Origin of the sequence: Wolbachia pipientis (assembly GCA_023052945.1) — a bacterium.
Classification (GTDB): Bacteria; Pseudomonadota; Alphaproteobacteria; order Rickettsiales; family Anaplasmataceae; genus Wolbachia.
The window spans coordinates 1,507,541-1,533,829 of record CP095495.1; the positions used below are offsets into that span (position 1 = coordinate 1,507,541).

Annotated in this window: 24 protein-coding genes, 2 tRNA genes and 6 pseudogenes; 17 read left to right on the top strand and 15 right to left on the bottom strand. The window is 35.2% G+C overall.

The genetic code is table 11. The features are described from left to right. Nucleotides 1-67 precede the first annotated feature (67 nt). The 6 genes and pseudogenes from MWH06_07480 to MWH06_07505 all read left to right on the top strand — a co-directional run bounded on the left by MWH06_07480 (nt 68) and on the right by MWH06_07505 (nt 5,296). Nucleotides 68-585, top strand: a pseudogene (locus tag MWH06_07480) (transposase). Between the two features lie 79 nt (nt 586-664). Further along, nucleotides 665-1,480 (top strand): annotated as a pseudogene (locus MWH06_07485) (transposase). A gap of 229 nt (nt 1,481-1,709) precedes the next feature. Then, nucleotides 1,710-2,532 (top strand): annotated as a pseudogene (locus MWH06_07490) (IS481 family transposase). Between the two features lie 366 nt (nt 2,533-2,898). Then, the gene (gene bcp, locus MWH06_07495) at nt 2,899-3,366 is read left to right on the top strand and encodes a thioredoxin-dependent thiol peroxidase (GenBank protein ID UPA55781.1); all 468 of its coding nucleotides are present in this window, start codon (nt 2,899-2,901) and stop codon (nt 3,364-3,366) included. A gap of 16 nt (nt 3,367-3,382) precedes the next feature. After that, the gene (recF, locus tag MWH06_07500; GenBank protein UPA55050.1) at nt 3,383-4,462 is read left to right on the top strand and encodes a DNA replication/repair protein RecF; all 1,080 of its coding nucleotides are present in this window, start codon (nt 3,383-3,385) and stop codon (nt 4,460-4,462) included. Between the two features lie 453 nt (nt 4,463-4,915). After that, nucleotides 4,916-5,296: pseudogene (locus tag MWH06_07505) on the top strand (transposase family protein). Nucleotides 5,297-5,364: 68 nt separating this feature from the next. On the opposite strand, the gene MWH06_07510 reads toward MWH06_07505, so the two are convergent. Next, entirely contained in the window at nt 5,365-6,180 is an 816-nt protein-coding gene (locus MWH06_07510; GenBank protein UPA55051.1) for a transposase, read from the bottom strand. 81 nt (nt 6,181-6,261) lie between these two features. On the opposite strand from MWH06_07510, the pseudogene MWH06_07515 reads away from it, so the two are divergent. After that, a pseudogene (locus MWH06_07515) lies at nt 6,262-6,689 on the top strand (IS5/IS1182 family transposase). A 59-nt stretch (nt 6,690-6,748) separates the two neighbouring features. On the opposite strand, the gene MWH06_07520 reads toward MWH06_07515, so the two are convergent. The 6 genes and pseudogenes from MWH06_07520 to MWH06_07545 form a co-directional block, all read right to left on the bottom strand. Continuing rightward, on the bottom strand, nt 6,749-6,946 hold the full coding sequence (locus MWH06_07520; protein UPA55052.1) for a transposase: 198 nt from the start codon (nt 6,944-6,946) through the stop codon (nt 6,749-6,751). Between the two features lie 339 nt (nt 6,947-7,285). Continuing rightward, nucleotides 7,286-9,737, bottom strand: a pseudogene (gene leuS, locus MWH06_07525) (leucine--tRNA ligase). 12 nt (nt 9,738-9,749) lie between these two features. After that, nucleotides 9,750-10,346 carry a M23 family metallopeptidase gene (locus MWH06_07530; protein ID UPA55782.1) on the bottom strand — a complete coding sequence of 199 codons (597 nt, stop codon included), beginning with the start codon at nt 10,344-10,346 and terminating at the stop codon, nt 9,750-9,752. A gap of 53 nt (nt 10,347-10,399) precedes the next feature. Next, nucleotides 10,400-10,726: a MerR family transcriptional regulator gene (locus MWH06_07535; protein UPA55053.1), complete on the bottom strand. Its 327-nt coding sequence runs from the start codon at nt 10,724-10,726 to the stop codon at nt 10,400-10,402. Continuing rightward, complete coding sequence (locus tag MWH06_07540; GenBank protein UPA55054.1) at nt 10,726-11,031, bottom strand: integration host factor subunit alpha; 306 nt, start codon at nt 11,029-11,031, stop codon at nt 10,726-10,728. The genes MWH06_07535 and MWH06_07540 overlap by 1 nt, the downstream gene beginning before the upstream one ends. 60 nt (nt 11,032-11,091) lie before the next feature. Further along, entirely contained in the window at nt 11,092-12,186 is a 1,095-nt protein-coding gene (locus tag MWH06_07545; protein ID UPA55055.1) for an MFS transporter, read from the bottom strand. 349 nt (nt 12,187-12,535) lie between these two features. On the opposite strand from MWH06_07545, the gene MWH06_07550 reads away from it, so the two are divergent. Further along, nucleotides 12,536-13,021, top strand: a complete 486-nt coding sequence (locus tag MWH06_07550; protein ID UPA55056.1) for a hypothetical protein — start codon at nt 12,536-12,538, stop codon at nt 13,019-13,021. Between the two features lie 181 nt (nt 13,022-13,202). Here MWH06_07550 and glpX read toward each other — a convergent pair whose 3' ends face one another. Next, entirely contained in the window at nt 13,203-14,120 is a 918-nt protein-coding gene (gene glpX, locus MWH06_07555; GenBank protein UPA55057.1) for a class II fructose-bisphosphatase, read from the bottom strand. A 115-nt stretch (nt 14,121-14,235) separates the two neighbouring features. Between glpX and MWH06_07560 the strand changes: the two genes are divergently transcribed. Then, a complete protein-coding gene (locus MWH06_07560; protein UPA55058.1) occupies nt 14,236-14,688 on the top strand; it encodes a hypothetical protein in 453 nt (150 codons plus the stop codon). 41 nt (nt 14,689-14,729) lie between these two features. Next, nucleotides 14,730-15,365, top strand: coding sequence for a hypothetical protein (locus MWH06_07565; protein ID UPA55059.1), 636 nt, complete (start codon nt 14,730-14,732; stop codon nt 15,363-15,365). Nucleotides 15,366-16,821: 1,456 nt separating this feature from the next. Here the strand turns inward: MWH06_07565 and MWH06_07570 are convergent. The 4 genes from MWH06_07570 to MWH06_07585 all read right to left on the bottom strand — a co-directional run bounded on the left by MWH06_07570 (nt 16,822) and on the right by MWH06_07585 (nt 20,418). After that, nucleotides 16,822-17,637 (bottom strand): transposase, encoded by an 816-nt coding sequence (locus MWH06_07570; GenBank protein ID UPA55060.1) that lies wholly within the window; start codon nt 17,635-17,637, stop codon nt 16,822-16,824. 284 nt (nt 17,638-17,921) lie between these two features. Further along, nucleotides 17,922-19,733: a glutamine--fructose-6-phosphate transaminase (isomerizing) gene (gene glmS, locus MWH06_07575; protein UPA55061.1), complete on the bottom strand. Its 1,812-nt coding sequence runs from the start codon at nt 19,731-19,733 to the stop codon at nt 17,922-17,924. A gap of 32 nt (nt 19,734-19,765) precedes the next feature. Continuing rightward, on the bottom strand, nt 19,766-20,212 hold the full coding sequence (gene yajC, locus MWH06_07580) for a preprotein translocase subunit YajC (protein ID UPA55062.1): 447 nt from the start codon (nt 20,210-20,212) through the stop codon (nt 19,766-19,768). A gap of 129 nt (nt 20,213-20,341) precedes the next feature. Next, nucleotides 20,342-20,418: transfer RNA gene (locus tag MWH06_07585), tRNA-Asp, on the bottom strand. Between the two features lie 190 nt (nt 20,419-20,608). Here MWH06_07585 and rpsB point away from each other — a divergent pair. From rpsB to frr, 4 genes are read left to right on the top strand one after another with little or no spacing between them, the layout of a single operon-like run. Continuing rightward, nucleotides 20,609-21,457, top strand: a complete 849-nt coding sequence (rpsB, locus tag MWH06_07590; GenBank protein UPA55783.1) for a 30S ribosomal protein S2 — start codon at nt 20,609-20,611, stop codon at nt 21,455-21,457. Then, nucleotides 21,438-22,298, top strand: a complete 861-nt coding sequence (gene tsf / locus MWH06_07595) for a translation elongation factor Ts (GenBank protein ID UPA55063.1) — start codon at nt 21,438-21,440, stop codon at nt 22,296-22,298. The genes rpsB and tsf overlap by 20 nt, the downstream gene beginning before the upstream one ends. A gap of 10 nt (nt 22,299-22,308) precedes the next feature. Continuing rightward, complete coding sequence (gene pyrH, locus MWH06_07600; GenBank protein UPA55064.1) at nt 22,309-23,043, top strand: UMP kinase; 735 nt, start codon at nt 22,309-22,311, stop codon at nt 23,041-23,043. 7 nt (nt 23,044-23,050) lie between these two features. Beyond that, the gene (gene frr, locus MWH06_07605) at nt 23,051-23,608 is read left to right on the top strand and encodes a ribosome recycling factor (protein ID UPA55065.1); all 558 of its coding nucleotides are present in this window, start codon (nt 23,051-23,053) and stop codon (nt 23,606-23,608) included. Between the two features lie 142 nt (nt 23,609-23,750). Here the strand turns inward: frr and MWH06_07610 are convergent, their stop codons facing one another. Next, nucleotides 23,751-23,855, bottom strand: a complete 105-nt coding sequence (locus tag MWH06_07610; GenBank protein UPA55066.1) for a hypothetical protein — start codon at nt 23,853-23,855, stop codon at nt 23,751-23,753. A gap of 165 nt (nt 23,856-24,020) precedes the next feature. Between MWH06_07610 and uppS the strand changes: the two genes are divergently transcribed. Then, complete coding sequence (gene uppS, locus MWH06_07615) at nt 24,021-24,716, top strand: polyprenyl diphosphate synthase (protein ID UPA55067.1); 696 nt, start codon at nt 24,021-24,023, stop codon at nt 24,714-24,716. Next, on the top strand, nt 24,706-25,332 hold the full coding sequence (locus tag MWH06_07620) for a phosphatidate cytidylyltransferase (protein ID UPA55068.1): 627 nt from the start codon (nt 24,706-24,708) through the stop codon (nt 25,330-25,332). Before uppS ends, MWH06_07620 begins: the two co-directional genes overlap by 11 nt. 24 nt (nt 25,333-25,356) lie before the next feature. On the opposite strand, the gene MWH06_07625 is transcribed toward MWH06_07620, so the two are convergent. Together MWH06_07625 and coaD are read right to left on the bottom strand one after the other, a co-directional pair. Continuing rightward, entirely contained in the window at nt 25,357-25,548 is a 192-nt protein-coding gene (locus tag MWH06_07625) for a zinc-finger domain-containing protein (GenBank protein UPA55069.1), read from the bottom strand. Nucleotides 25,549-25,616: 68 nt separating this feature from the next. Continuing rightward, complete coding sequence (gene coaD, locus MWH06_07630; GenBank protein ID UPA55070.1) at nt 25,617-26,123, bottom strand: pantetheine-phosphate adenylyltransferase; 507 nt, start codon at nt 26,121-26,123, stop codon at nt 25,617-25,619. A gap of 81 nt (nt 26,124-26,204) precedes the next feature. Between coaD and MWH06_07635 the strand changes: the two genes are divergently transcribed. After that, nucleotides 26,205-26,277, top strand: a tRNA-Phe gene (locus MWH06_07635). The last annotated feature ends 12 nt before the right edge of the window (nt 26,278-26,289 follow it).

Genomic DNA, 26,289 nt, shown 5'->3' on the forward strand with positions numbered 1-26,289 from the left:
CCTAAATGGTTCTAATTCTGTATTCACAAGACTAGCCTTACTTTTCATTTTTAATGGTAACGTATATATGATCAACAACTTTTTAGGCATAGACGTATCGAAAGATCGCTTTGATGTTTTTCTCTCATTTATAAGCAAAAAAGGAAGACATGAAACTAGAAAAAGGAGTTTTAAAAACGAGGATTCTGGGTTTCAAGGTCTACTTAGCTTTCTACAAAAACATAATGTAGAAGAAGTAAAAGCCTGCATGGAGGCTACTGGTTGTTATAGCGAAGCTTTGGCTGAGTTTCTGCACAACGCTGGACATTTTGTTAGTGTTCTTATTGCATAAAATCTTATGCGAGGAGTAAGCTTATACGACAAAAAAATGATCAGACTGATGCAGAAATTATTGCTGATTATTGCCAAAGACAAGAACCAACTCGCTGGACACCACCTGCTCCTGAGTTAAAAAAATTGAAACATCTTTATCGTTGCTCGGCTGCATTAAAAGATGAATTGACATTAGTAAATAACCACCTAGAAAAAAAAGAGAGGCTACCTAAAGAAGTTGCAAATGCTTGGGAAGACCTCGCAATCAACATAAGACCTGCTGAAAAAGGTGATTGAAAAAATGATGTGAGAGAGGTAGAAGAAGAATAAGCAGATCAAGTAAGGAAAAAAAATGAGCTTTAGTTACTATAATATGAAAAAATACCCAAGAAACTTTCGTAATATAACAGGTTTAACTATAGAGGAGTTCGAAAAAGTAGTGGAAAAAGTGAGGTCTGGATAGGAAAAACAGAAAAAGTGTCATGGTAGAAGATCAAAACTACCAACTCTGGAAGATAAGTTGTTTTGCGTAATTTTGTACTATCGCACTTACATAACACATAGATTTTTAGGATGCCTATTCAATGTACACAACGCAAATGTATGTAGGTTACTTAAGAGAATAGAGCCATTACTCGCCAAAAAAGTGACTATAACAAAAGATAGAAGTATGACGCCAGAAAAAATACTGAAGATTTTGGCTGATGTTACAGAACAGCAAATACAGAGACCAGAAGATAGTAAAAAACGGAAGAAATCATATTCAGGAAAAAAAAGAACCAACACTATGAAAACTGAGATTATTATCGAAGAAGGAGGAAGAATTTTATCAGTGTCAAAGTCATACCGTGGTAGAATTAGTGATTTCCGCATAAGGAAACAAGAAAAATATTTACCACTTGATAGCATAAAACATGCCGATTCTGGATATCAAGGTTGGCAAAAATTGCAAAGCAATGTTATAATTCCATATAAAAAGTATCGTAAAAAGCCATTAACTCCAGAGCATAATAGAAGATTAGCATCATTTAGAATGAGAGTAGAAAACAAGATCCGAGAGATAAAGATATTTAAGATTATGTCGAATGTTTATCGCAATTTTCAGAAAAAATATAACCTGAGGTTCAATATTATTGCTGGTATTGTAAATCTTAAGCACGCCTTTTAGTTAACCTTGATTTTAGTCACCCTCCTTTCCTTTTTTTTATCGCTTGATTCGCAGCAGGTCTTATGATGTCATCCCAGTGCCCAGACTACTTGGATCCAGGAAACTTAACTCTACATCAAGTAAATGTACAATAAGAACTAGATTCCAGTGTCAAGCACTGGAATCTCGGCAAACCCTACGTCATACCGCCGCGGTATCCCTTAGATGTACAGTCCCAGAGTGTGATGGTATGATAAAATGTAAGAAAAAAATACCATCGAAGGAGGAATTATGGTTACATGGGTGCGCCCGGACAACAGCGTAGAGCAATACAAAATAGTATAGCAAAGCTTTCCAAACCTTAATCCAAAAACTATTGTCAAATGGAGAAAACGCTCATTTACTAAAGACGCTCAAAACATCCAAGATCAACTGTTCTAACTTTAGAAGAAGATCGCATTTCGGAAGCATACACTTCTGCCATTAGATGATTGCCTTGCAGTCTACAATTCCGCACTTCTAGCCTGCATCGCTGTTATAACATTAGCAAACTGCCAGATGTTGATTAAACCAAAAAAGAAATTTAAGAAATATCCTATAGCATATTGATATTGCAGAAGTCAGAACAGAGGAGGGAAAACTATATCTATTTGTTGCTATAGATCAAATTCACCTATGTTGAGTTACATAAACGTGCTACAAAACCCATAGCTGCTGAGTTTTTACGTAATTTGATTAAAATTCTACCGCACACTGTTTTGACAGACAACGATATACAATTTACCAACCAGAAACGCCATAAATACGCTTTCCAACACATATTTGATAGAGTTTGTAAAGAACATAATATTGAACATCGTCTAACAAAAATCTTGGGCAAGTTGAACGAAACTTTAAAAAATACTACTACCAATCACATCAGCAATTCACAAAGCATCTTTATATGGCTTACAATTATGCAAAGAGACTCAAAACTCTTAGTGGTCTTACTTCTTTTGAATTTATATGTTCTCAGTGCTCCTGAATTGTTTATACTAAATCCTTACCATCACACTCTGGAACTGTACATCTAAGGAATCCAATTATATATCCAGCCATACTATAAGAGATGAGGAAACTAATGAGCATGACTTACAATGCTTAAGCTTAAAGCATTAGATGCTTTTTACAAGATACAAGACAGAAACTTATCAATAAGCCCCCATCAAGAATCTTATCTGTTAGCTATATATAAAATTTGATACTCTGACTACAATATACTACTATAGATAAAAGTGTTATCAATGGAGCAAAGTATGGAATTAACAGTAGGAAATAATGTGCCATACTACTATAATACCACAGAAGTGGTATTAATGGAGCAAGGTATGGAATTAGCAGTAGGAAATAATGTGCCATACTACTATAATACCACAGAAGTGGTATTAATGGAGCAAGGTATGGAATTAGCAATAGGAAATAATGCACCTGATTTTAGCTTACCAACAGATTCTGGTGAAATTTTATCATTAAGTGAATTTTTTGATAAAAAAAATGTAGTTCTTTATTTTTATCCTAAAGACGATACTCCGGGTTGTAGGATGGAGGCAAAAGGCTTTAGAAATAAAATAGATGATTTTTCTTCCTTTGACACAGTGATAATTGGTGTATCAAAAGATAGTGTTAAGCGCCATGCTAACTTCAAAGCAAAATATTCTCTGCCATTTTCTTTAGTTTCTGATGAGAATGCTGAAATGTTGGAAAAATATGGTGTTTGGGTAGAGAAGAGTATGTTTGGCAAAAAGTATATGGGAATAGAGCGCACTACTTTTTTAATAGATAAAAAAGGTAAAGTAGTGAAGATCTGGAAAAATGTAAAAGTTAGTGGGCATGTTGATGAGGTTCTGGAAGAAGTAAGGAGAATGTAAACTAAAGAATAGGTTAATGGCTACCCATTGCTACATAAAAAAGCTGAAATTACATAATTTTCGTAGCCACTCAAACTTTGAGCTGGATTCAGATGATAGCTCAGTTGTAATAACTGGCGAAAATGGTATTGGTAAAACTAATATACTTGAAGCAATCTCGTTGCTTGCTAAAAGCAATGGAATGAAAAAAGCAAAAGCCAGTGAGATACAAAATAGATTCAGTAATGAAGATTGGGTAGTGCACTATGATTTTTTTAATGGAACGGATTTTAATTCAATTGGTATCGCAAAGAGTTTTGATAAGAAACTAATACAAATTGATGGAAAAACGCAATCAAGTTATTCATCTCTGTATAAGATATCCAATGTAATATGGCTGATTCCACAAATGGACTATGTTCTTCTTAATTCTCCAAGTGACAGATTAAAATTTTTAGACCGTATAGTTTCACTGTTTGAAGAAAATTACACTTGCTGCTACATGAAATATAGAAAAGCTAAACATGAGCGAAGTAAACTGTTGAGAGAGAACACCTTGGACGAAAATTGGCTCTCTAGTCTTGAAAACATAATGGTCGTTAATGCAGTTAGTATTTTACGTATGCGATCGTCTGTTTTAAAGACACTACAAGACACAATTGATAACCATTCCAGTGAGTTTTTTCCGAAGGCAAGTTTGAAATTCAGCAGCCAGCTAACTTTGGACGATACTGCAGAATATTTTCAGAATCGTCTAAAGGAAAACAGAGAAAAAGATTCATTGACTGGTAGAGTAACCTTTGGTGTGCATAACGATAATTTTCGGGTTTTTTGTCAAAAAAGAAACGTACCAATAAATCTGTGCTCCACTGGAGAACAAAAGTTATTACTGCTTTCTATTATTTTATCCAGTGTAAAAGCAAGGTGTATTCATTACAATAAGGCACCACTTCTTCTACTTGATGATATAATGTCTCATCTAGATAAACATTACAGAAAGGCGTTAATAGAGGAAGTGTTAAGTATTCAATGTCAAACTTGGATAACTGATGTAAATCAAGATAATTTCAATAGCTATCTTTATTCTTTCAAGTTTTTTGAATTATTAAGTAAATAAGTGACAATATTCTTCTGCAAAAGGAAAGAAATACTTACGTCCTTGGTCTTTTATTATATGACTGTGACCTTACCCATAACTGTACGAACATTGTGCTACCAGAAGGGCAATGCCTCTTATCCAAGTACCCTCTTCTTGTCATTCCAGTCTGGAATCCAGTTTTCCATATAATCTCATCAAAAATGTTTATTTTCTAGCTACTTTTATACTTATCAACTCAGTATGCTTACTTACAATTAAAATTCCTGGATCCCAGACTGGAATGACACCCTCCTGATGGGCCAAAATCACAACGTTCGTACAGTTGTGGACCTTACCCAGATGATATGAATAAGTATTGCTTGGTTGAAAGTAAGAGAAGATAATAGTACATAAGACCTGCTGAAAAAGGTGATTGAAAAAATGATGTGAGAGAGGTAGAAGAAGAATAAGCAGATCAAGTAAGGGAAAAAAATGAGCTTTAGTTACTATAATATAAAAAAACACCCAAGAAACTTTCGTAATATAACAGGTTTAACTATAGAGGAGTTCGAAAAAGTAGTGGAAAAAGTGAGGTCTGGATGGGAAAAACAGAAAAAGTGTCATGGTAGAAGATCAAAACTACCAACTCTGGAAGATAAGTTGTTTTGCGTAATTTTGTACTATCGCACTTACATAACACATAGATTTTTAGGATGCCTATTCAATGTACACAACGCAAATGTATGTAGGTTACTTAAGAGAATAGAGCCATTACTCGCCAAAAAAGTGACTATAACAAAAGATAGAAGTATGACGCCAGAAAAAATACTGAAGATTTTGGCTGATGTTACAGAACAGCAAATACAGAGACCAGAAGATAAGACCTGCTGCGAATCAAGCGATAAAAAAAAGGAAAGGAGGGTGACTAAAATCAAGGTTAACTAAAAGGCGTGCTTAAGATTTACAATACCAGCAATAATATTGAACCTCAGGTTATATTTTTTCTGAAAATTGCGATAAACATTCGACATAATCTTAAATATCTTTATCTCTCGGATCTTGTTTTCTACTCTCATTCTAAATGATGCTAATCTTCTATTATGCTCTGGAGTTAATGGCTTTTTACGATACTTTTTATATGGAATTATAACATTGCTTTGCAATTTTTGCCAACCTTGATATCCAGAATCGGCATGTTTTATGCTATCAAGTGGTAAATATTTTTCTTGTTTCCTTATGCGGAAATCACTAATTCTACCACGGTATGACTTTGACACTGATAAAATTCTTCCTCCTTCTTCGATAATAATCTCAGTTTTCATAGTGTTGGTTCTTTTTTTTCCTGAATATGATTTCTTCCGTTTTTTACTATCTTCTGGTCTCTGTATTTGCTGTTCTGTAACATCAGCCAAAATCTTCAGTATTTTTTCTGGCGTCATACTTCTATCTTTTGTTATAGTCACTTTTTTGGCGAGTAATGGCTCTATTCTCTTAAGTAACCTACATACATTTGCGTTGTGTACATTGAATAGGCATCCTAAAAATCTATGTGTTATGTAAGTGCGATAGTACAAAATTACGCAAAACAACTTATCTTCCAGAGTTGGTAGTTTTGATCTTCTACCATGACACTTTTTCTGTTTTTCCCATCCAGACCTCACTTTTTCCACTACTTTTTCGAACTCCTCTATAGTTAAACCTGTTATATTACGAAAGTTTCTTGGGTGTTTTTTCATATTATAGTAACTAAAGCTCATTTTTTTTCCTTACTTGATCTGCTTATTCTTCTTCTACCTCTCTCACATCATTTTTTCAATCACCTTTTTCAGCAGATCTATAGTAAAAAACGGAAGAAATCATATTCAGGAAAAAAAGAACCAACACTATGAAAACTGAGATTATTATCGAAGAAGGAGGAAGAATTTTATCAGTGTCAAAGTCATACCGTGGTAGAATTAGTGATTTCCGCATAAGGAAACAAGAAAAATATTTACCACTTGATAGCATAAAACATGCCGATTCTGGATATCAAGGTTGGCAAAAATTGCAAAGCAATGTTATAATTCCATATAAAAAGTATCGTAAAAAGCCATTAACTCCAGAGCATAATAGAAGATTAGCATCATTTAGAATGAGAGTAGAAAACAAGATCCGAGAGATAAAGATATTTAAGATTATGTCGAATGTTTATCGCAATTTTCAGAAAAAATATAACCTGAGGTTCAATATTATTGCTGGTATTGTAAATCTTAAGCACGCCTTTTAGTTAACCTTGATTTTAGTCACCCTCCTTTCCTTTTTTTTATCGCTTGATTCGCAGCAGGTCTATTGATGCATTAGAGGTCTGAGGCGACTTTTGATGGTGTGCCAACAATGCTCTATCGGATTTAAATCAGGTGAATATGTTGGAAGATAAAGCAAATGACAGCCAAAAGACTCTATTAATGACTTTGTTTTGGGAGTTTTATGGAATGCAGCATTATCTATAACTATGCCGCTGCAATTGTGGTTCGCTTTAACCATACATTAAATACATCTTTATTACACCCTCCTGTGAAGGTCATTGGTGCAATAAACTTCTTTTCAATCCATCCACCTATTATACTCACTCTTTCCCACTTTTTTCCTGGAACATCAGCATATATTTTTTCTCCTCTTGGAGCTCATGCATATTCTCGGTATAGAATATATTATACCTTTATCATTCGCTTTTGAAAATACTATAAAACAGAAACAAAAGTGTTGTTTATTGCAGCTTTTGGGTAATTTAATAGTAAAAATTTTAGAGAGAAATTTTATACACTATCACTGATATTCTCCCTTAAGTTGACGCCATTGCCTGAACAGATACACTCGGATTTTTTATATAACTATATTTACTATCTTATTTGGTACAGCATATACAGTGCGAACTTTGCTTTGACCGATCTTACTGGACACAGAGTCTATCGCTATTTTCTTCAATTCTTCTTGAGGTAAGTTAATTGCTACCTTTATTGTTGTGCGTAATTTTCCATTGATTTGCACTGCTATAGTTACCGTATCGTCAACTAATAATGATTCATCAGCTTTTGGCCAAGGTTGACCTCCTATTTCTTGCCATAGGCTTTCAGCTAGATGTGGTATGAATGGTTCGATTACTCTGATTAATATACATATACCTTCATCAATAAGAGATTTTCCAGTTTTTACATCTATTTCAGCTATTAAATTCGTCATCTCACGAAATTTTGCCACTACACAGTTTAATCTGCAGTTTTCCAAGTCATCTGTAAGTCCGTGTAAGAGTTTATGAATTTTTTTTCTGTACTCTAGAAGTCCACCCGTAACACTCTCATTATCATAGTGTATATTTACAGGTCTCAGCTGCATTACCATACGCCACAACTTGTTTATATAACGAGAACAACCTTCCACGCCATCATCGGACCATTCCATATCTTTCTCTGGAGGAGTGTCGGACAACACAAACAAGCGAGCAGTATCAGCACCATATTTTTCTATGATAAAATTTGGATCAACTGTGTTCTTTTTCGACTTGCTCATTTTTTCAACTTTGCCCACTTGAACCTTAGCTCCTTGTGCAATCAACTCTTTTGCTTCTGCGGGAAATAGCCACTTACCATTTTCGTCTTTATAAGTTGCATGGCAGACCATTCCTTGGGTGATTAAAGTAGAGAAAGGCTCTTTAATATCAAAATAGCCACATTTGGTTAAAGCACGGCAGAAAAATCGTGAGTAAAGCAAATGCAGAATTGCATGTTCTATCCCACCTATATAATAATCAACAGGCATAAAACGATTACATGCATCTTTGTCTATTGATTTATCTTCACTACAGAATGCAGCAAAATACCAGGAAGACTCAAAAAAGGTGTCGAATGTATCAGTTTCACGCTCTGCTTGCTTTCCACATTTTGGGCAATCAACGAACTTCCAAGTTGGGTGCTTATCCAGCGGATTGCCACCACTTGTAAATTCTACATCTGCAGGTAGAACCACAGGAAGGTCTTTTTCTGGCACTGGAACAGTTCCGCAATCTTTACAATATATTATAGGTATAGGGCATCCCCAATAACGTTGCCTTGAAATTCCCCAATCATGTAAACGATAGTTTATCGTTTTCTTGCCTATTCCTTTTTCTTCAAGCTTTTTAATGGCTACTTCCTTTGCTTTGCTGACAGTTAATCCGTTTAAGAATTCAGAATTGAACATTACCCCATCGCCGGTGTATACTTCTTTTAAGGTCTCTATGGCTTGTGCACCCTCTTCACGAACTACAGGAATAACCGGCAAATCGTATTTCTGCGCAAATTCAAAATCACGCTGATCATGTGCAGGGCAACCCAAAATCGCGCCTTCTCCATATTCCATCAACACAAAATTCGCTATGTAAAGTGGCAATTCCTTATCAAGAAATGGATGTTTGACGTTTAATCCGGTGTAAACTCCTATTTTTTCGTCATTCTCTCCCTTTGTTTTTATGTTATCGATAAAGTCCTGTATTTCTTCGTTTTTGCAATTCTGCACAATAGGGTGCTCTGCTGCCACTGCACAAAAAGAAGCCCCAAACAAAGTATGAGGATAAGTTGTAAAAACCTTCAATTTCTTATTTAAGCCAACGATTTCAAACTCTATAGTTGCCCCTTCAGATTTCCCCACCCAGCGCTCCTGCATTGTTTTGACTTTTTCTGGCCCAATTTTTTAAACTTTGCAAGCACTTGAGTAAATCTTCAGCAAAATCAGTAATCTTTAAAAACCATTGGGATAACTTACGTTTCTCAACAATTGCGCCTGATCGCCACCCTTTTCCATCAACCACCTGTTCATTTGCAAGCACTGTTTGGTCCACTGGATCCCAGTTAACCCATGACTCTTTTCGATAGGCAAGCCCATGCTTTAAAAAATCCAGGAAAAATTTTTGTTCGTGTTTGTAGTAATCAGGCTCACATGTGGAAAGTTCACGCTCCCAATTATAAGAAAGACCTATAGATTTCAACTGTGTACGCATATTATCTATATTCTCTTTTGTCCATGTTTCAGGGCTAATATTATTGTCCCTTGCTGCATTTTCAGCTGGTAATCCAAACGCATCCCAGCCAATTGGATGCAAAACCTCAAATCCACGAGCTCTCTTGTAACGCGCTATCACATCCCCTATTGCATAGTTACGTAAGTGCCCCATATGAATTTTACCGGATGGATATGGAAACATCTCCAATACGTAACATTTCTCTTGTTCACTATTCTTGCTTACAGAAAAATCCCATTTATCTTGATAAAATTTTTCAACACTTTTAAAATCATATTTCATATAAATCCAAATTCAATTACAGTTCACATGCATCAAAGGATCAACCGCTTGGCCATTATGCCGTATTGTGAAACACATCTGTGGATCCTTATCTTGTGTGCTTGATTTACCTGCAGATCCAATCACTTGACCTTGCTTTACTTTATCACCAATTTCAACATGTATGTTTTTTAAATAGGAGTACACAGTCATGTAATTATCTTTGTGTTCTACTATAATTAAATTTCCATACCATCTCAGCCCTTTGCCTACATATACCACTTTGCCGGGTGCAGAAGCAACTACATTCGTTCCATTTTGAGCAGCAATTTTTATGCCATCCTTACACGTTTCATCAGAAGAGGTAGCTGTACCTTTAACTGGCATTACAAATTTGCAATTTACCCCCACGTTTTGTGCATTATTGTTATCTTTGTATATCCTGTTTATGATGGCTTTTCTATTTTCTTTTTTTATTAAAGGCTCCCTAATTAAATGGTACTCTCTTGTATATTCCAGCTCTCTTTTTCCGTAAAATTCTTCGCCTTTAAGCAGCACAGGTGCAGGTTTTTGCAGGCCACAGCCTATTAATATTGCTAATAATATAAGAAATGAAGCTATATGCCATATTTTAGATATATCAACTCTCACAAAACTCCAAAATTTTAGCGAGACGTAGTGTTTCACACCTGTTCGTTACTTTCCTCGTTATTTATTTTACTAGTTAAATAATCCCTCAAATCGGTAAGTTCTTGCAACAAATTCTTTGTGACTCTTATATCATTACCAAATTCTTTTTGCACTCCTTTTATTGTATATCCTTTATCATATAGCATGTATTTTACTTTCTTTATGGCCTCTATACACTTAAGATCATATAGCCTTCTTCCTTTACGCTTTGTAGGCTTAATTTGATGAAATTGACCTTCCCAAAATCTTAAAACATGCTGTTCCAAATGTAGCTCTTCAGCTACTTCCCCAATCGTATAAAATAATTTTTCCTTATTCATTAATTATTGATTAATTTTTTTATAATTTTTGAAGGCCTAAAAGAAATTGAACTCCTTGCCTGAATCATCACTTTCTCCGATGTATTTGGTACATTTCCTGGTCTTTCCTTCTTTTTCTTAACCAAGAATGTTCCAAATGACGATATTTTTACTATTCCATCCTTTGCCAAGCTTGTCTTTATTTCGTTCAATATATCATCTATTATCGAAGCAGAGTCTTCCTTTGATAATCCTATTTCTTGGTTTATATTTTCAGCTATCGTTGCCTTAGTTACTGTCGTGTCTTTTGTTGTAACGTGATCCATTATTGATAAATATTACAATACGTAAATATAATATAGCAATCGACTCGAGATTCAGCTACTTTATTTTTTAGGGTATGTCTCTTCTGTAGCATAATTTAAAATACTAGCAACTGCCAACATTACAAATATTGCAAAAAGCGCCATTTGATGATCTGTAAAAAGTGCTAGCATTGACACTATAATTCCGCTGACAATAAACATAAACCCATTGATAATAGATGATGATGTGCTAATGTATTTTCGTTTCACAATCTCGCTGCCGACAGCAAAATTAAGCATATGTCCTCCCGCAAAAAACCCGAACATTAACATACAAAAGTACACAACGTGGACTGTTAAATGGCTGTATAGTAAAATAATAATTGAGACGCCTTGCAATAAAGCAAAAGCAGAAATTACATATTTCCTATTTTTAAATAAGTTTGAGATTCGATCTGCAATTGGAGCACCAACTGCAAGACCAAGCCATAGTATTGCAGTTGCTATACCTGACTCCATTGCATTGAGTTCTGAGTTGCCCAGTAACCTTGGAGCCCACAAGGTATTAAGTGCTAAAAATGTTCCAAAAGTAATAGCACCCACCACTGAAGTTATCCAGATATCTCTTAATTTTAGCACTGTTAATATAGAGCACATTACTGTCTTCATAGAGCTTTTTATTGTGCGCTTTTCTGAGCTGCTTTCTGGAAGTGCGTTTGGACAAAAAAGCGTAAGTACAAATATCAACACACCAAATAGTATTATGCATACAATCAGATTTTTCCAATATGCATCTTCGGCAAGCAAGTTAGAGAACAGTATTTGAATTACCAAAGCAGAAAGGCTTGAAATTGTCTGCACTAGTGAAAACATTAGTCCAAATTGAGCAGCGGAAAAACATATGCTACTTGTGTGAGCAGCACCAATAAAACCAAATGATGCTCCAGTTGCAATCAACACTTGAGACAAAATCAAATGGGAAAAATTGTTACCGTTAACAAGGATAAGAAACCCGAGGATTATAGTTGATAACGAGAAAGAATAAATTTTTTTACTGGAAAAAACATTAAACGTTGCCCCACTAAAAAATTGTAAGATGGCAAAAGTCCAAGTATATACTGAGTTAGCTAGCGCAACTTGCGTAATTGTCAGTCTAAGTTCTTTTTCGAGATTCACACTTATAAAAGTATAAATTATCTGCATATTGCTGAATATAACAACCAAGTTACTGATCAGCCAAATGAACCAAGCCTTAGCTCTGCTTTCCATAAGATTTATTTTTATAAGTAATCTATTAGAAATTTAACACTAAGTCTCTTTTTAAGCTATTGTTTCCTGAATAAGTGCTGGACTTGACTTCCTTTAGCTTTATTGTACAATTAAATAATTTTATTCTAGAGGTTAGTAATATGGCACCACAAGATAAATCTCAATTCAAAAAGTTTGACAATATATTAGCAAGAATAAGTGACACCATTGATTCGTATTAGATATAGGTAAATCATAAGTAAAGTGGAGGGTAACAATGAACACTAACACAAATCAACCTAAAAAAATAAATGAGAAGTGGTTAACTATAGTAGCTGGCTCGCTGTTATTTGCAATGATGATGCCGTCGATTCTTCTTTTAGCAAAAATAGCTATAGGGCTAATTATGGTTTCAGTTGCAGCAATAGCGATAAAAGTTGCCTTAAAAACAACATCAAACGTTCTTGAAGAGAAGGAAGCAGAGGTAGCACAACAAACAACACAAAGTAAAATTATAAACCTAGCTATTGGATTAACATCTATACTTGTAGGAGGATTATCACTATTCATTATAGCACAAACTGGCTTGATTGCAGCATGTGCAGCTATAACTGCTTTAGCTCTACACGAATATGTTAAAAATGAAGAAATAGGAAAAGATATAAACAATAAATTCGATAAGGTAGCTGACGGTATCACTGACTTTATTGTGAGCAGTGTTGAAAAACTTATTTCAACAAAGCCGCCAGGCATAACAGCCTAAACTGTCTCCGTTCAGCAGAGTGGTTTAAGAAACAATAGATAGAAGGTTTTGAAAAGGGTTCAGCCTTCTTTTTATGTCCGTCTTGAGGAACTTCTTGTACAATTAGTTTCTCTTGAGAAAATGAATCTAACATTTTAACACTCCCTTTAACTCTTACATAATATATTGAAAAATAATTAACCTAACTTATAACTTGCAGCTTTATCAGCTTGTTAGGCAGAATTATTAAAGAATTAGTTGAATAGGTATTATGATTCAATTTAACTCCATCCACAAGTTCTCCGTTTGTTATTCCAGTTGCAATAAACACTGATTCACCTTTTGCCATATCTTTTATGGTGTAGATTTTTTCTGGGTCATCAATATTTAAATTTTTTGCTCTTTCTTTTAACTGATCTGTGTCAAATATTAATCTTCCCTCTATCTGCCCACCGATTGAACTCAGCGCTGCAGCCGCAAGCACCCCTTCTGGTACCCCTCCTATTCCGATATACATGTCGTGATTGTCATTTACTAGTGAAACTACGGCCGCAACATCACCATCATCTATTAGTTTAACTTTTGCTCCTAACTTCCTGATTTTTAATATTAATTCATCATGCCTTTCACGGTTAAGTATAGTTACTGTAAGATCATTCACTTTACATCCTTTTGCCTTGGCTAAATTGTCTAGATTCTTTTCAATGCTATTTTTTAGTGAGACTACACCCTCTGGGAGATTTTTTCCTATTGCTATCTTTTCCATATAAACATCAGGTGCGTGTAAAAAATCACCTTTTTTCGTTGCAGCAAGAACGGACATTGCCCCTTGTTTATGGTGAGCGCAGATTGTAGTGCCTTCAAGTGGGTCAACAGCAATGTCGATTTCAGGACCATTTCCAGTGCCAACCTTTTCCCCAATATATAGCATAGGAGCTTCGTCTCTCTCCCCCTCGCCAATTACGATAGTACCATTTATTTCCATTGAATTTAACACTGTTCGCATTGCATCAACTGCAACTTGATCAGCCCTTTTTTCATCACCAAAGCCTGCCAATTTATACGCAGCAAGTGCTGCAGCTTCGGTCACTTTAACTAATTTATAGGCTAAATCTTCCATCATTTGCTTTAAGAACTATATTCAATATATATCATGCTGCTTGAAACTGCAATATGTCTTGACTGGTTGTGGGAAAGTTGATATAATAAACTAACATATAGTAGTAGGTTTAGTTATGGTATATAGTAATGATGATATTGAAGAGTTATATCTAGATAGAATTACAAAATTTGATAACACAGTTACTAGTTTGGAAGAACTGGAAAAGAGATTAAGAAAAGAAGTTAATTTTCAAGATAAGTGTGAAGGAGACAATTTATTAGGAGACTTACTTCTAAAACATGCAACCAAAAAAGACAACCCACGCGTTAAGGATTTTCTCCTCCAAAATGGGTGTGAACCCCTTCAACAAGAGCAAATAACCGCAGCAATAAACAAGGAAGAAGAGGCACCTAATGTAGAAGAAAATAAATCAGACAGTAATGAAGTAGATTCTAGTAACTGCAAAAACCCTGGTATGACTGCTGAAGTACTTTACAAGCAACTAATACAAGGGAGAGAAACAAATCGAGCAATTTTTGACTCGTTTGCAAATGCTGTATGTTGTAAAATTGTTTACAGAATTTAGATGCTGTAATCCACCTTACAGATACTGCTTCCAGAACTATATTGGGCATAGCTGCAATAACAAAACAAACTGACGTTGTAAGAATACTCTTAGATAGTGGTAAGTTTAATGAAGAAGAAAAATTGCATGCTTTGAATTCTGCTATTGTTCAAGGTAATGTTCAAGAAGTTAAAGCATTTTTAGGTTATGTAAATGATAAAAGCAGACAAACAGCTTTAGAGTTGGCTATAAATAATGCACAAGAAGAAATTACTCAGGTGTTTTTAAACTTTATTACACAAGAAACAGTACCAAATAGTGGTAACGGTGGGGATAAACCAGTATCTCCTGTAGTATCAACAAACGCCGGCACACCTGCTATGTCAAGCGGTAATGATAAGTCTAGTAACCTCACAAATGCTCAATTTTCTAGGCCAAATGAAAAAGAAACTAAATATAAGGAAAATTTTTACACCTCATTAACAAAAGATGCTGTTGGAGTTGTTATTACAGGATTATTTATTGCTGCTGCTGTGATGGTTCCATTTGCGGCTGGTGCAGCAATTTGTGGTATTGTAGCTGCTTTGGTTGCAGTATGTACCGGATTGCATATAAAAAATTCTACATTACCAAGCTATAGAGAAATGGAAGAAAATAAAATTGAACGCGTAAGTTCAAAAACTGCACAAACATTGTGATTTGAGAAAAATCTCCACTAGGAAGGGTGTCATCCCAGTGCCCAGACTACTTGGATCCAGTCTTTTTTGCAATTTCATCAAGAACGCTCCCTTTTAACATAAAACCCTACACTTATCAAACCCAATGCACACCTGGATTCCAGTGTCACGCACTGGAATGACACCTGTATTTCTCTTTGCCATCAATCCCTACTCTTGAATGTCATCCCAGTACCTCTTTTTCTTGTCATCCCAGTGCCCAGACACTGGGATCCAGGAAAAAGAATGATGTCATGAAAGTAGCCCCTATGATGTCATTCCAGTGCTTGACACTGGGATCTCATTTTACTCTATAATGGCAGTGTTCCTTTCTTGTCATCCCAGTGCCTATTTCTTTGTCATCCCAGTGCCCAGACACTGGGATCCAGGAAACTTAACTCTACACCAAGTAAATGTACAATAAGAACTAGATTCCAGCGTCACGCGCACAACTGTACGAACATTCATTTTTGAAGACAGCAAATGGTGTCATTCCAGTCTGGAATCCAGAAATTTTGCTTATAACTGAGCTGATGAGCTAAAGGTAGTTGTCTTACGCTAAAACAAACGTTTTTAATTAAGTTGCATAGAAGCTGGATCCCAGTGTCTGGGCACTGGGATGACACCCCACTAGTGGGAATTGCTCCCAAACTACAACGTTCGTACAGTTGTGCATCACAGACTGGAATGACATCATAGGGGCCACTCGGATGACAAAAAAAGGAGCACTGACTATTTTCGGTCTCTTAAGTTGCTTTAGCTACAAACATTAAGAAATTTATCAAACGAAAAAAAAGGCAAAAGAAGCCCTAGTCATTGTCTATTTTCAGTATTGGCGTTTTTTAAGTCTTAAACGCTGCAATTTAGCTGCTTTTAAACGGCAACTAACCTTAGCTTTAATATTTAAGAAATTTACTAGGCAGAAAAAAAAGGCATAGAAAACCCGTGGTAGCTAGTTATTGCACTCTCTATTTTAAAATTTGACGTTGGGTGATGTCTTGAACGCTTTATAAGCGCGTTTCAGCTTATGTAGGTAAAAACCTAGAAATTTTATAAAGACATACGGTGCACATAGTGCAAAAAATTAAACAATAGTACGCCAAATACAAGTTTTCTTGTCATTTTAATCTGCTGCAGAGATTGCGAAGTTAAATAAAATAGCCTCACTTTCATGATAAGGGGGCTGGTGGAGTTTGTCAAGGAAGTTTTTTCGTCTCTATTCCCAATAAAAGTTCGTTATTGGTTATGCAGGAAGTCTAATACTGTCGCAAAAGGAAGTTTCCTCGTGCGTGTGAAACTTTTTTTCCAACACAATGGATCTTCTGAAAAGTTTTCGAGTATATTGTATTTTTAATTTGTAAAATAAGATTTTTTCCTTAGACCTGCTGCGAATCAAGCGATAAAAAAAGGAAAGGAGGGTGACTAAAATCAAGGTTAACTAAAAGGCGTGCTTAAGATTTACAATACCAGCAATAATATTGAACCTCAGGTTATATTTTTTCTGAAAATTGCGATAAACATTCGACATAATCTTAAATATCTTTATCTCTCGGATCTTGTTTTCTACTCTCATTCTAAATGATGCTAATCTTCTATTATGCTCTGGAGTTAATGGCTTTTTACGATACTTTTTATATGGAATTATAACATTGCTTTGCAATTTTTGCCAACCTTGATATCCAGAATCGGCATGTTTTATGCTATCAAGTGGTAAATATTTTTCTTGTTTCCTTATGCGGAAATCACTAATTCTACCACGGTATGACTTTGACACTGATAAAATTCTTCCTCCTTCTTCGATAATAATCTCAGTTTTCATAGTGTTGGTTCTTTTTTTTCCTGAATATGATTTCTTCCGTTTTTTACTATCTTCTGGTCTCTGTATTTGCTGTTCTGTAACATCAGCCAAAATCTTCAGTATTTTTTCTGGCGTCATACTTCTATCTTTTGTTATAGTCACTTTTTTGGCGAGTAATGGCTCTATTCTCTTAAGTAACCTACATACATTTGCGTTGTGTACATTGAATAGGCATCCTAAAAATCTATGTGTTATGTAAGTGCGATAGTACAAAATTACGCAAAACAACTTATCTTCCAGAGTTGGTAGTTTTGATCTTCTACCATGACACTTTTTCTGTTTTTCCCATCCAGACCTCACTTTTTCCACTACTTTTTCGAACTCCTCTATAGTTAAACCTGTTATATTACGAAAGTTTCTTGGGTGTTTTTTCATATTATAGTAACTAAAGCTCATTTTTTTCCTTACTTGATCTGCTTATTCTTCTTCTACCTCTCTCACATCATTTTTTCAATCACCTTTTTCAGCAGGTCTCTTTTTGCATGTTTCACCTAAAAAGGACACATTTTAGACTTCTTTGTTGAAATAAAACAGAAACAAAAGTGCTGTTTATTGCAGCTTTTGGGTAATTTAATGCGAAAAAATTTAGAGAGAAATTTTACACACAACCGCAGACATTTTTCCTTAAGTTGATGCCATTGAGTACCTTAATTAGAAGTCTAGCTTTAACTTTAAATGGACTACTCAACCGTGACAGACTTAGCTAAATTTCTTGGACAATCGGCATCTAACCCTTTTTTTGCTGCAGTAAAGTAAGCAAGGAATTGCATAGCAACACTGTAGATGATTGGAGAGATAAAATTATCAGTGTCTGGAAGTTGCACCACATCTGCACAAACTCCCCTTAGGAATGGCGCTCCTTGCTTATCACTGAAGGCAATTACTTTGCCTTTTCTTGCAATAATCTCTTGTATATTAGATAGCGCTTTAAAGAATAAACTATCATAAGGGATAATTGCTATAACAAGCACAGTAGAGTCTATTAAAGAAATAGAACCATGCTTCATTTCCCCTGCTGCAATACCAATGGTATTAATGTATGAAAGCTCTTTTATCTTCAATGCGCCTTCCATTGCAACTCCGTATGAACTTCCTCTGCCGATTAAAATAACGTTATTGTGTTCTAATATACTGCCCGATATATGTTGTATTTTCATCACATTCAAAACGTGCTCAACATACTCGGGAATAGAATTGATAGCACTGCTTAGCTGTTTTATTCTCTCTCCACCCAGTATACCTTTTATTTTTCCAAGCTCCACGGCAAAGCATGCTAAAGTTGCAAGTTGCGCAGAAAAGGTTTTTGTTGAAGCAACACCAATTTCTGGCCCAGCAAGAGTATGTAACACAATATCTGAGATCTTTTCAATGCTGCTGTTAAATGTGTTAGTTATACTAATGATTGTTTGCTTCTGTGATTTCGCATAACGCAGCGCTTCTATGGTATCTGCAGTTTCGCCAGATTGAGAGATGAATAACCCAATGCTGCCTTCTTCTAGCTTGACGTTGCTATACCTAAATTCTGATGAGATTTCCAGATATACTCGAACTTGAGCGACACTTTCCAGCCAATATTTTGCTATTAGCCCGGCAAAATAAGATGACCCGCATCCAACTATAGTAATGTAACTCCGCTCAGAAAATAATTTTTTGTTGACCTCTTTATATTGCTTGTAAAATTGATTTATTGTTTTGTTTAATGCACGCGGTTGCTCAAAAATCTCTTTTAACATGAAGCTAGGATACCCATTTTTGCTAATTAGAAAATCACTTGGACTACTATTTTCTATACTACGTTTAACTTGTGTACCATTGTTGTATATACTAACTCCACTAGATTTTATCACTGCAATGTCACCATCTTCCAAATACGATATTCTTTCCACAAATGCACTTAAAGCATTAGAGTCAGATGCAGCAAACACTGTGTTACAGTTATAGCCTATTGCTAAAGGCAAATTTCTCTTCGCAACAAATAAGGCATCTGGATATTCTGCAAATAATAAGACCAAGGCAAATGAGCCATGTAAGTTGTTTAAACACTTAAATAGAGAATCAACTGGCGACAATCCTTCATCAAGATATAAGGTTAGCATATTTGGTATGATCTCTGTGTCAGTATCAGTATGGAATAACATTCCCCTTTCTTCTAGACCCTTTTTTAGCAGATTGTAATTCTCAATTATGCCGTTATGAGCAACAACAACATTATTTGTATGAATGGGATGAGCATTTTTAAGGCCTGGAACTCCATGTGTAGCCCAGCGAGTATGTGCTATACCAACTGTACTGTGAGAAATCTTGCTTTCATCAACAACTTCATACAATCTTTTAACTTTACCTTCTGATTTTTTGACTTCTATCTCGCCTTCGTTATTTATGATTGCTATACCTGAGGAATCATACCCCCTATATTCCAATTTTTGCAACCCAGTTAGTAAAGTTGGTATTACTGAATCACCGCTACTTACTACACCAAATATTCCGCACACAAATGGATCACCAAATGAACTTTCTTTTAAAGTTATGCAGCATTTTTGTCTTTATCATCTTTTCCCTTTTTACTTTCCTCTGGTGGTTGATTTTTATTCTTTTCATCACTCTTTTCGATTTTGCCTTTTTCAATTGGTTTAGCTGCCACTTTTTGAGTTTCTTTGTTTAAAACTTCAGATATAGCGGACTTTAGGACTTTCACCTCAACTTTTGGTGCTATTTCTATTATAAATTGTGCATTTGCCTCATCAACTTTATTAACTTCACCTATTATCCCGCCAGAAGTAATGACTGTATCACCACGCTTTATTTGATCTATCATCTTTCTATGTTCTTTTAGTTTTTTGTGTTGTGGACGAATAATGAGAAAATAAAATACCACAAATATTAAAATCAATGGAATAAAACTAGCAGAAGATGCGCCGATACTTGATGCATTGCTAGTTGCATCTGCTGCAAAAACTTCAGAAATGAGCATATTTAATCCTAATTGTTAATGATAAAAATAAACCTATTTAAGTATTAATTACAATACCATGCCATGTCAAGTCTGGTGAAAACGTTTCTAAATACCGGTTGCGGATTTTAGATTATGCTAAAACCAGTATGGCGGGAGTGATGAGACTTGAACTCACGACCTCATGCGTGACAGGCATGCGCTCTAACCAACTGAGCTACACCCCCCTAATTTCTTTTTAGCGTTTTCGGGCTTCGACTTTAAAGCTAATAAACATGTTGCCCTTTGTCAATATTTTTTGTTTGCGCTTTGCTGTCTTTTCTATTACTATGTAAATAATTTAATTTCACACATGGCTTGTACAAGTAGTCCCATTAGGGTTATGCCATGGAAGATAAACTATTTGGAGGAATAAATATGGCAAGTTTGCCTGAAGTCACTGTGCGTGATTTAGCCGAATCTGGTGTACATTTTGGTCACAAAATTAGTCGCTGGAACGCAAAAATGGCTCCATACATATATGGAGTGCATCAAGAAAATCGTATACATATAATTGACTTGCGAAAAACATTACCATTGCTACAGGTGGCCATGAAGGCTTTATATGACGTTGCATCTCAAGGTGGTCGCATTCTATTTGTTGGTACAAAGTTTCAAGCTTTTGATATTATTGCAAGTGAAGCGATTCGTTGTGGTCAATATTATGTGAATCATCGATGGCTTGGTGGTATGCTTACTAATTGGGGCACTGTTTCTTCTTCGATAAAAACCTTGATGCAATATGAGAAAATATTAAATGACGAGGATAGCATTTTAACAAAGAAAGAATTGGGGAACATTGAAAAGAAAAAGCAAAAGCTTGATAAGGCGCTTGGTGGTATTAGAGAAATGGGAGCAATTCCTGATATCTTATTCATCGTTGATACTAATAAAGAGCATATTGCGGTTAAGGAGGCTAAAAAGTTAGGAATCCCAATAGTTGCAATACTTGATACTAATTCTGATCCAGATGATATTACTTATCTAATACCTGGAAATGATGACTCAAGAAAATCAATAGAGCTCTATTGTAAATTAGCTACCGACTCTATATTAGCTGGAATAGAGTCTAGTCTAGCAAGATCTGGAGTTAAGATTGATAACATAAAAGGTGATGAGTTTATTCAAGAAAAAGAAGATAGTATTGTGCAAACTAAAAGGAAACGTAGTAAAGTTTACAAAGAAGAAGAAAGGGAGGTAGTAACAAATGAAGATGAATCCAGATAATATAAGGGAATTACGTGATAGGACAGGGCTTGGCTTAAGTGACTGTAAAAAAGCATTAGAAGAATGTGATGGTGACATCAAGAAAGCCGTTGATAAGTTGCGTACAATAGGTCTTGCTAAAGCTGACAAAAAATCTGATAGAGTAGCTTCAGATGGGCTCGTTGCTATGTGTTTGACTGAAAATTATGGTGCATTGGTTGAACTCAATTGCGAAACCGATTTTGTTGCAAGGAATGAGAAATTTATAGAGTTAGTTTCAAATTTAGCATCAATTGCTCATCAAGAACGCTGTATCAGTGTTGATGAGTTAAAAAATGCCAAGTATGAAAGCATTGGCACAGTGCAGGAAGCTATTATGAATGGTACGTCAGTTCTTGGTGAAAAGTTAGAGTTAAGCAAGCTTTGTTACCTAGAGACTAAGGATGGAGTTGTTGCTGGTTATGTACACGGTGATGTACGTGGTTTAGGTAAAACTGGCGCTTTAGTTGCATTGCAATCACCCGGTGATAAGGCAAAGTTACAGGAAATTGGAAAACAAATAGCGATGCACATAGTTGCTATGAAGCCTGAAGCTTTGTCTATAGATGATTTAGATCAAATGAAGTTGAAAAATGAACGTTCTATAATTGAAGAGCAAGTAAGGAGCTTAAATAAACCTGAAGAAGTAGCAAAAAAAATAGTAGATGGACGAATGGCTAAGTACTATGAAGAAGTTGTTTTACTAGAACAAAAGTTCATAAAAGATGATAAAATGAAGATTTCTGATTTTATAAAATCAAGCGAGGTGAGTGCTATTAAATTATCTGATTACAAGTTACTTGTTTTGGGCAGTGCAAACTAAATGGCAAGAAATGTCTTCCTTAGCAGATAAAGTAAAATACTCTAGAGTGTTATTGAAGATCTCTGGTGAAGCTTTGATGGGGTCACAGTCTTTTGGCCATGATATGGGAATAATAAGCCAATTATGCAAAGATATAGCTGATGTTAACAGGCTTGGAGTTCAGGTATGTATTGTTGTTGGTGGTGGTAATATCTTTCGTGGCGCATCTGCGTCTTTAAGTGGCTGTGAAAGAGCAAGCAGTGATTATATTGGAATGCTTGCAACTATAATCAATGCTTTAATTTTACAAAACTTTTTAGAAAAAAATTTAGTAGCTTCTAGGGTATTATCTGCAATACCCATGGCCACTGTATGTGAACCTTACATAAGAAGGAAAGCTATTCGTCATTTAGAAAAAGGTAGAGTGGTAATTTTTGCAGCAGGCACAGGCAACCCATTTTTTACTACAGATACAGCTGCAGCCTTACGTGCTGTTGAAATGAATTGTGATGTTATTCTAAAGGGTACACAAGTAAATGGTGTATACTCCGCTGATCCGAAAAAAAATGAGGATGCTGTAATGTATGATAGGCTTTCTTACACGGATTTATTGACTCGTGATTTAAAAGTTATGGATGCATCAGCAATTTCACTTGCTCGTGAGAATTCTATTCCAATTATAGTTTTTTCTTTGAAGGGAGAAAAAATAGTCAATATTATTAAGGGTCAAGGTACTTATACTATAGTTTCAGATTGTAAACAGTAGGTAATTTATGTTAAATGAAATAAAAGCTAAAACAAAAGAAAGAATGCTAAAAACTATTCAGTCCTTTCATGGTGATATTAAAGGCGTACGCACTGGTAGAGCTAGCGCATCGTTGCTTGATGGTATAGTTGTAAATATCTATGGTGGACATCAAAAGTTAAATCAGGTTGCAGGCGTTTCAGTTATAGATAACAAAACCCTATCAATTAAAGTTTGGGATATTAATGTTGTAGGTGAAGTGAAAAATGCTATATTAAATGCCAACTTGAATTTAAATCCTGTTGTTGAGGGCAATACCATACGTATAGCTCTTCCGGATTTAACACAAGAAACCCGTGAAAAATTAGTAAAATTATTGCATCAGTTTTCTGAAAATGCGCGGATTGCCATCAGAAATATACGCAGAGATGTTATGGAAGAAATAGAGAAAATGAAGGGAAATAAGGAGATCTCAGAAGATGATTTTCATGGTGCTAAGAAGGAAATACAAAATACTACTGATGATAATATAAAAAAGATTGATGGTGAATTGTCCATCAAAGAAAAGGATATATTGCATCACTAAGGTAATATGAAAGAAACCTTCAGTAGTGAAAAAGAAAAAATTACATGCAAGGGTGTCATGGAGGTAGCAGGCACACAACCGTATGAACGTTGCAATATTGCACAATATTATACAGTAAATGATGTCATTCCAGTGTTCTCTTTCATGTCATCCCAGTGCCTTTTTTCCCTGTCATCCCAGTGCGTGACACTGGGATCCATCTTATTTTCATCATGGACATTATATGCTCTAAGAATCTGTTGTTCATTGCATAATTTGCAAATATTTTTATACTTAGATCCCAGTGTCACGCACTGGGATGACAGGAAAAAGGGCTACTGGGATGACACCTTTCAAGTGTCCCAAATCACAATGTTTGCACAGTTATATGTCAAGTACTGGAATGATATCGAGTAGTTTAGATGAACTTTAAATGTTGAATCAAGAATCTTTACCGAAACATTTAGCAATTATTATGGATGGTAATGGTAGATGGGCGAACAATCAAGGAAAGGTAAAAATTGATGGTTATAAAAAGGGCAGTGAAGTTGCATACGATATTGCCAAGTATTGTACGGACCTAACCATACCCTACTTAACTTTGTATGCATTCTCTATGGAGAATTGGCTTAGACCTAAAAACGAAACTGACTGTCTATTTGATTTATTTTACTCCGTTTTAACTAATGAAGATAAAGTCAATTTCATTTGTAACTGTAACATTAAGTTGAATTTTATTGGCAATTTAAGTCTGTTATCCAGTAAAATATTGGATCAAATTAAAAAAGCAGAAGAAATGACACATAAGAACGATGGGTTATTACTCACTGTGGCAGTCAGTTATGGAGCAAAGCAAGAAATTACACAAGCTATAAGCAATATTATAAAAGAAAATATTGCTTATGTATCAGAAGAGGAATTTGAAAAATTTCTATATACTAAAGATTTGCCAAAATTGGATTTATTAATTCGCACTGGTGGCGAAAAAAGATTAAGCAATTTTTTATTATGGCAAGCAGCTTATGCTGAATTATATTTTTGTGATACTTTATGGCCTGATTTTTCTTGTCAAGATTTGAGCAAAGCATTAGAAGATTATACAAAAAGAGAGAAAAAATATGGTAGATAATAATTTTATAGTCAGAATATTGTCCTCAATAATAATATTATTTATATTTTCTTTTGCTACATATTTCAGTGATTTATCGTTTTACCTATTAATTTTTTCGATAGCAGTTTTATCTTCTTTTGAATGGTATAATCTAACCCAAGGAAACAAAATTTTATACGTTTTTGCATTATTATTAATTGCGCTACCAAGCGCCTCATTAATATATTTATATAATCTACCACAGGGAAAATATGCATTAGTATGGTTCGTCTTAACCATTTGGGGAATTGATGTTACTGCCTACCTGTTTGGCAAGAATTTTGGTGGAGCTAAAATTTGCCCAATTCTTAGCCCTGGAAAAACTTGGACAGGACTTCTTGGTGCAATCTTAGCTGGAGTAGTGTGCACAATTTTTGGATCAATATTTTTTGGTCTATTTTCAATTCTTTATTCTCCAATCATTGGCCTTGCAATCGCTATTCTAGCGCAACTTGGCGATTTCACTGAGTCGCTTGTTAAAAGAGCTTACGGTGTTAAAGATAGTGGAAGTATGATACCTGGCCATGGAGGAGTGCTCGATCGTATGGATAGTTTCATTTTTACTGCCCCTCTTATTGCCATTTACATAAGCTAAGTCTGCAGAAGAAATAAAGTGCCATTAGAGTTCATCCCTAGTCAGCTCCCCAACCGCTTCTACAGTACAGTCATGGACAAACGTCTTTTCACAATAAGGGCAGGCTATTTCCTCTTCTTCTCCCATATCTAAATATATTAATGGATGGCCGGAACCCTCATCATTCTCATCACCATGACAACAAACTTTTCTATTATTAACCCTCACTTTTGACATGCTACTCCTTTAGCTTATAATATTTTATATATTGAATATACCCATCCAGAAATAAAAAACAACAAGCACTATTCTCCATTTTTTATCCTATTCAGGTTAATCAATTCGTTTTGAACGCCTTTTGATACAAATTTGCTAACATCTTCCCCTAATCTTGCTATTTCCTTTACAAAACTTGATGAGATAAATTGAGTATCTTCAGAAGCAGGAAGAAATATGGTTTCGATTTCAGGAAGAAGTTTATAATTTACCCAACTCATTTGAAACTCGTAATCAAAATCCGATACTGCTCTGAGTCCCCTTATAATAACAGAAGCATTCTGCTCTTTGGCAAACTTCACTAGCAACCCATTAAAAGATATAACATCTGCATCAATTCCTAGCCCTTTGATTTCACTTTCAGCCATGCTTGTGCGTAGCTTTGTGTCAAAGGCAATATGCTTATTAACGTTTTCTGCAACTCCTATTATTAATTTATCGACTAGTTTACACGCTCTTTTGATTATGTCAATATGCCCAAAAGTTATAGGGTCAAATGTGCCAGGGTAGATTCCTATTCTGTTATTAATGTTCATCCTTTATTTTTATATAAACTACTTTAAAAACTTTTGATAGACATAATAACATTTTTTATCTAAAAATGAAAGTATACAGTTGGCCTGATAGCTCAGTTGGTAGAGCAAAGGACTGAAAATCCTTGTGTCGCTGGTTCGATTCCTGCTCAGGCCACTTTCTCTTTCG

What these genes read in the sequence shown, in the direction of transcription:
- bcp (UPA55781.1), top strand. Translation starts at nt 2,899, where the DNA reads ATGGAATTAGCAATAGGAAATAATGCACCTGATTTTAGCTTACCAACA.
- recF (UPA55050.1), top strand. Translation starts at nt 3,383, where the DNA reads ATGGCTACCCATTGCTACATAAAAAAGCTGAAATTACATAATTTTCGT.
- MWH06_07510 (UPA55051.1), bottom strand. Translation starts at nt 6,180, where the DNA reads ATGAGCTTTAGTTACTATAATATGAAAAAACACCCAAGAAACTTTCGT.
- MWH06_07520 (UPA55052.1), bottom strand. Translation starts at nt 6,946, where the DNA reads ATGGTTAAAGCGAACCACAATTGCAGCGGCATAGTTATAGATAATGCT.
- MWH06_07535 (UPA55053.1), bottom strand. Translation starts at nt 10,726, where the DNA reads ATGAATAAGGAAAAATTATTTTATACGATTGGGGAAGTAGCTGAAGAG.
- MWH06_07540 (UPA55054.1), bottom strand. Translation starts at nt 11,031, where the DNA reads ATGGATCACGTTACAACAAAAGACACGACAGTAACTAAGGCAACGATA.
- MWH06_07550 (UPA55056.1), top strand. Translation starts at nt 12,536, where the DNA reads ATGAACACTAACACAAATCAACCTAAAAAAATAAATGAGAAGTGGTTA.
- glpX (UPA55057.1), bottom strand. Translation starts at nt 14,120, where the DNA reads ATGGAAGATTTAGCCTATAAATTAGTTAAAGTGACCGAAGCTGCAGCA.
- MWH06_07560 (UPA55058.1), top strand. Translation starts at nt 14,236, where the DNA reads ATGGTATATAGTAATGATGATATTGAAGAGTTATATCTAGATAGAATT.
- MWH06_07570 (UPA55060.1), bottom strand. Translation starts at nt 17,637, where the DNA reads ATGAGCTTTAGTTACTATAATATGAAAAAACACCCAAGAAACTTTCGT.
- yajC (UPA55062.1), bottom strand. Translation starts at nt 20,212, where the DNA reads ATGCTCATTTCTGAAGTTTTTGCAGCAGATGCAACTAGCAATGCATCA.
- rpsB (UPA55783.1), top strand. Translation starts at nt 20,609, where the DNA reads ATGGCAAGTTTGCCTGAAGTCACTGTGCGTGATTTAGCCGAATCTGGT.
- tsf (UPA55063.1), top strand. Translation starts at nt 21,438, where the DNA reads ATGAAGATGAATCCAGATAATATAAGGGAATTACGTGATAGGACAGGG.
- pyrH (UPA55064.1), top strand. Translation starts at nt 22,309, where the DNA reads ATGTCTTCCTTAGCAGATAAAGTAAAATACTCTAGAGTGTTATTGAAG.
- frr (UPA55065.1), top strand. Translation starts at nt 23,051, where the DNA reads ATGTTAAATGAAATAAAAGCTAAAACAAAAGAAAGAATGCTAAAAACT.
- MWH06_07610 (UPA55066.1), bottom strand. Translation starts at nt 23,855, where the DNA reads ATGAACAACAGATTCTTAGAGCATATAATGTCCATGATGAAAATAAGA.
- uppS (UPA55067.1), top strand. Translation starts at nt 24,021, where the DNA reads ATGTTGAATCAAGAATCTTTACCGAAACATTTAGCAATTATTATGGAT.
- MWH06_07620 (UPA55068.1), top strand. Translation starts at nt 24,706, where the DNA reads ATGGTAGATAATAATTTTATAGTCAGAATATTGTCCTCAATAATAATA.
- MWH06_07625 (UPA55069.1), bottom strand. Translation starts at nt 25,548, where the DNA reads ATGTCAAAAGTGAGGGTTAATAATAGAAAAGTTTGTTGTCATGGTGAT.
- coaD (UPA55070.1), bottom strand. Translation starts at nt 26,123, where the DNA reads ATGAACATTAATAACAGAATAGGAATCTACCCTGGCACATTTGACCCT.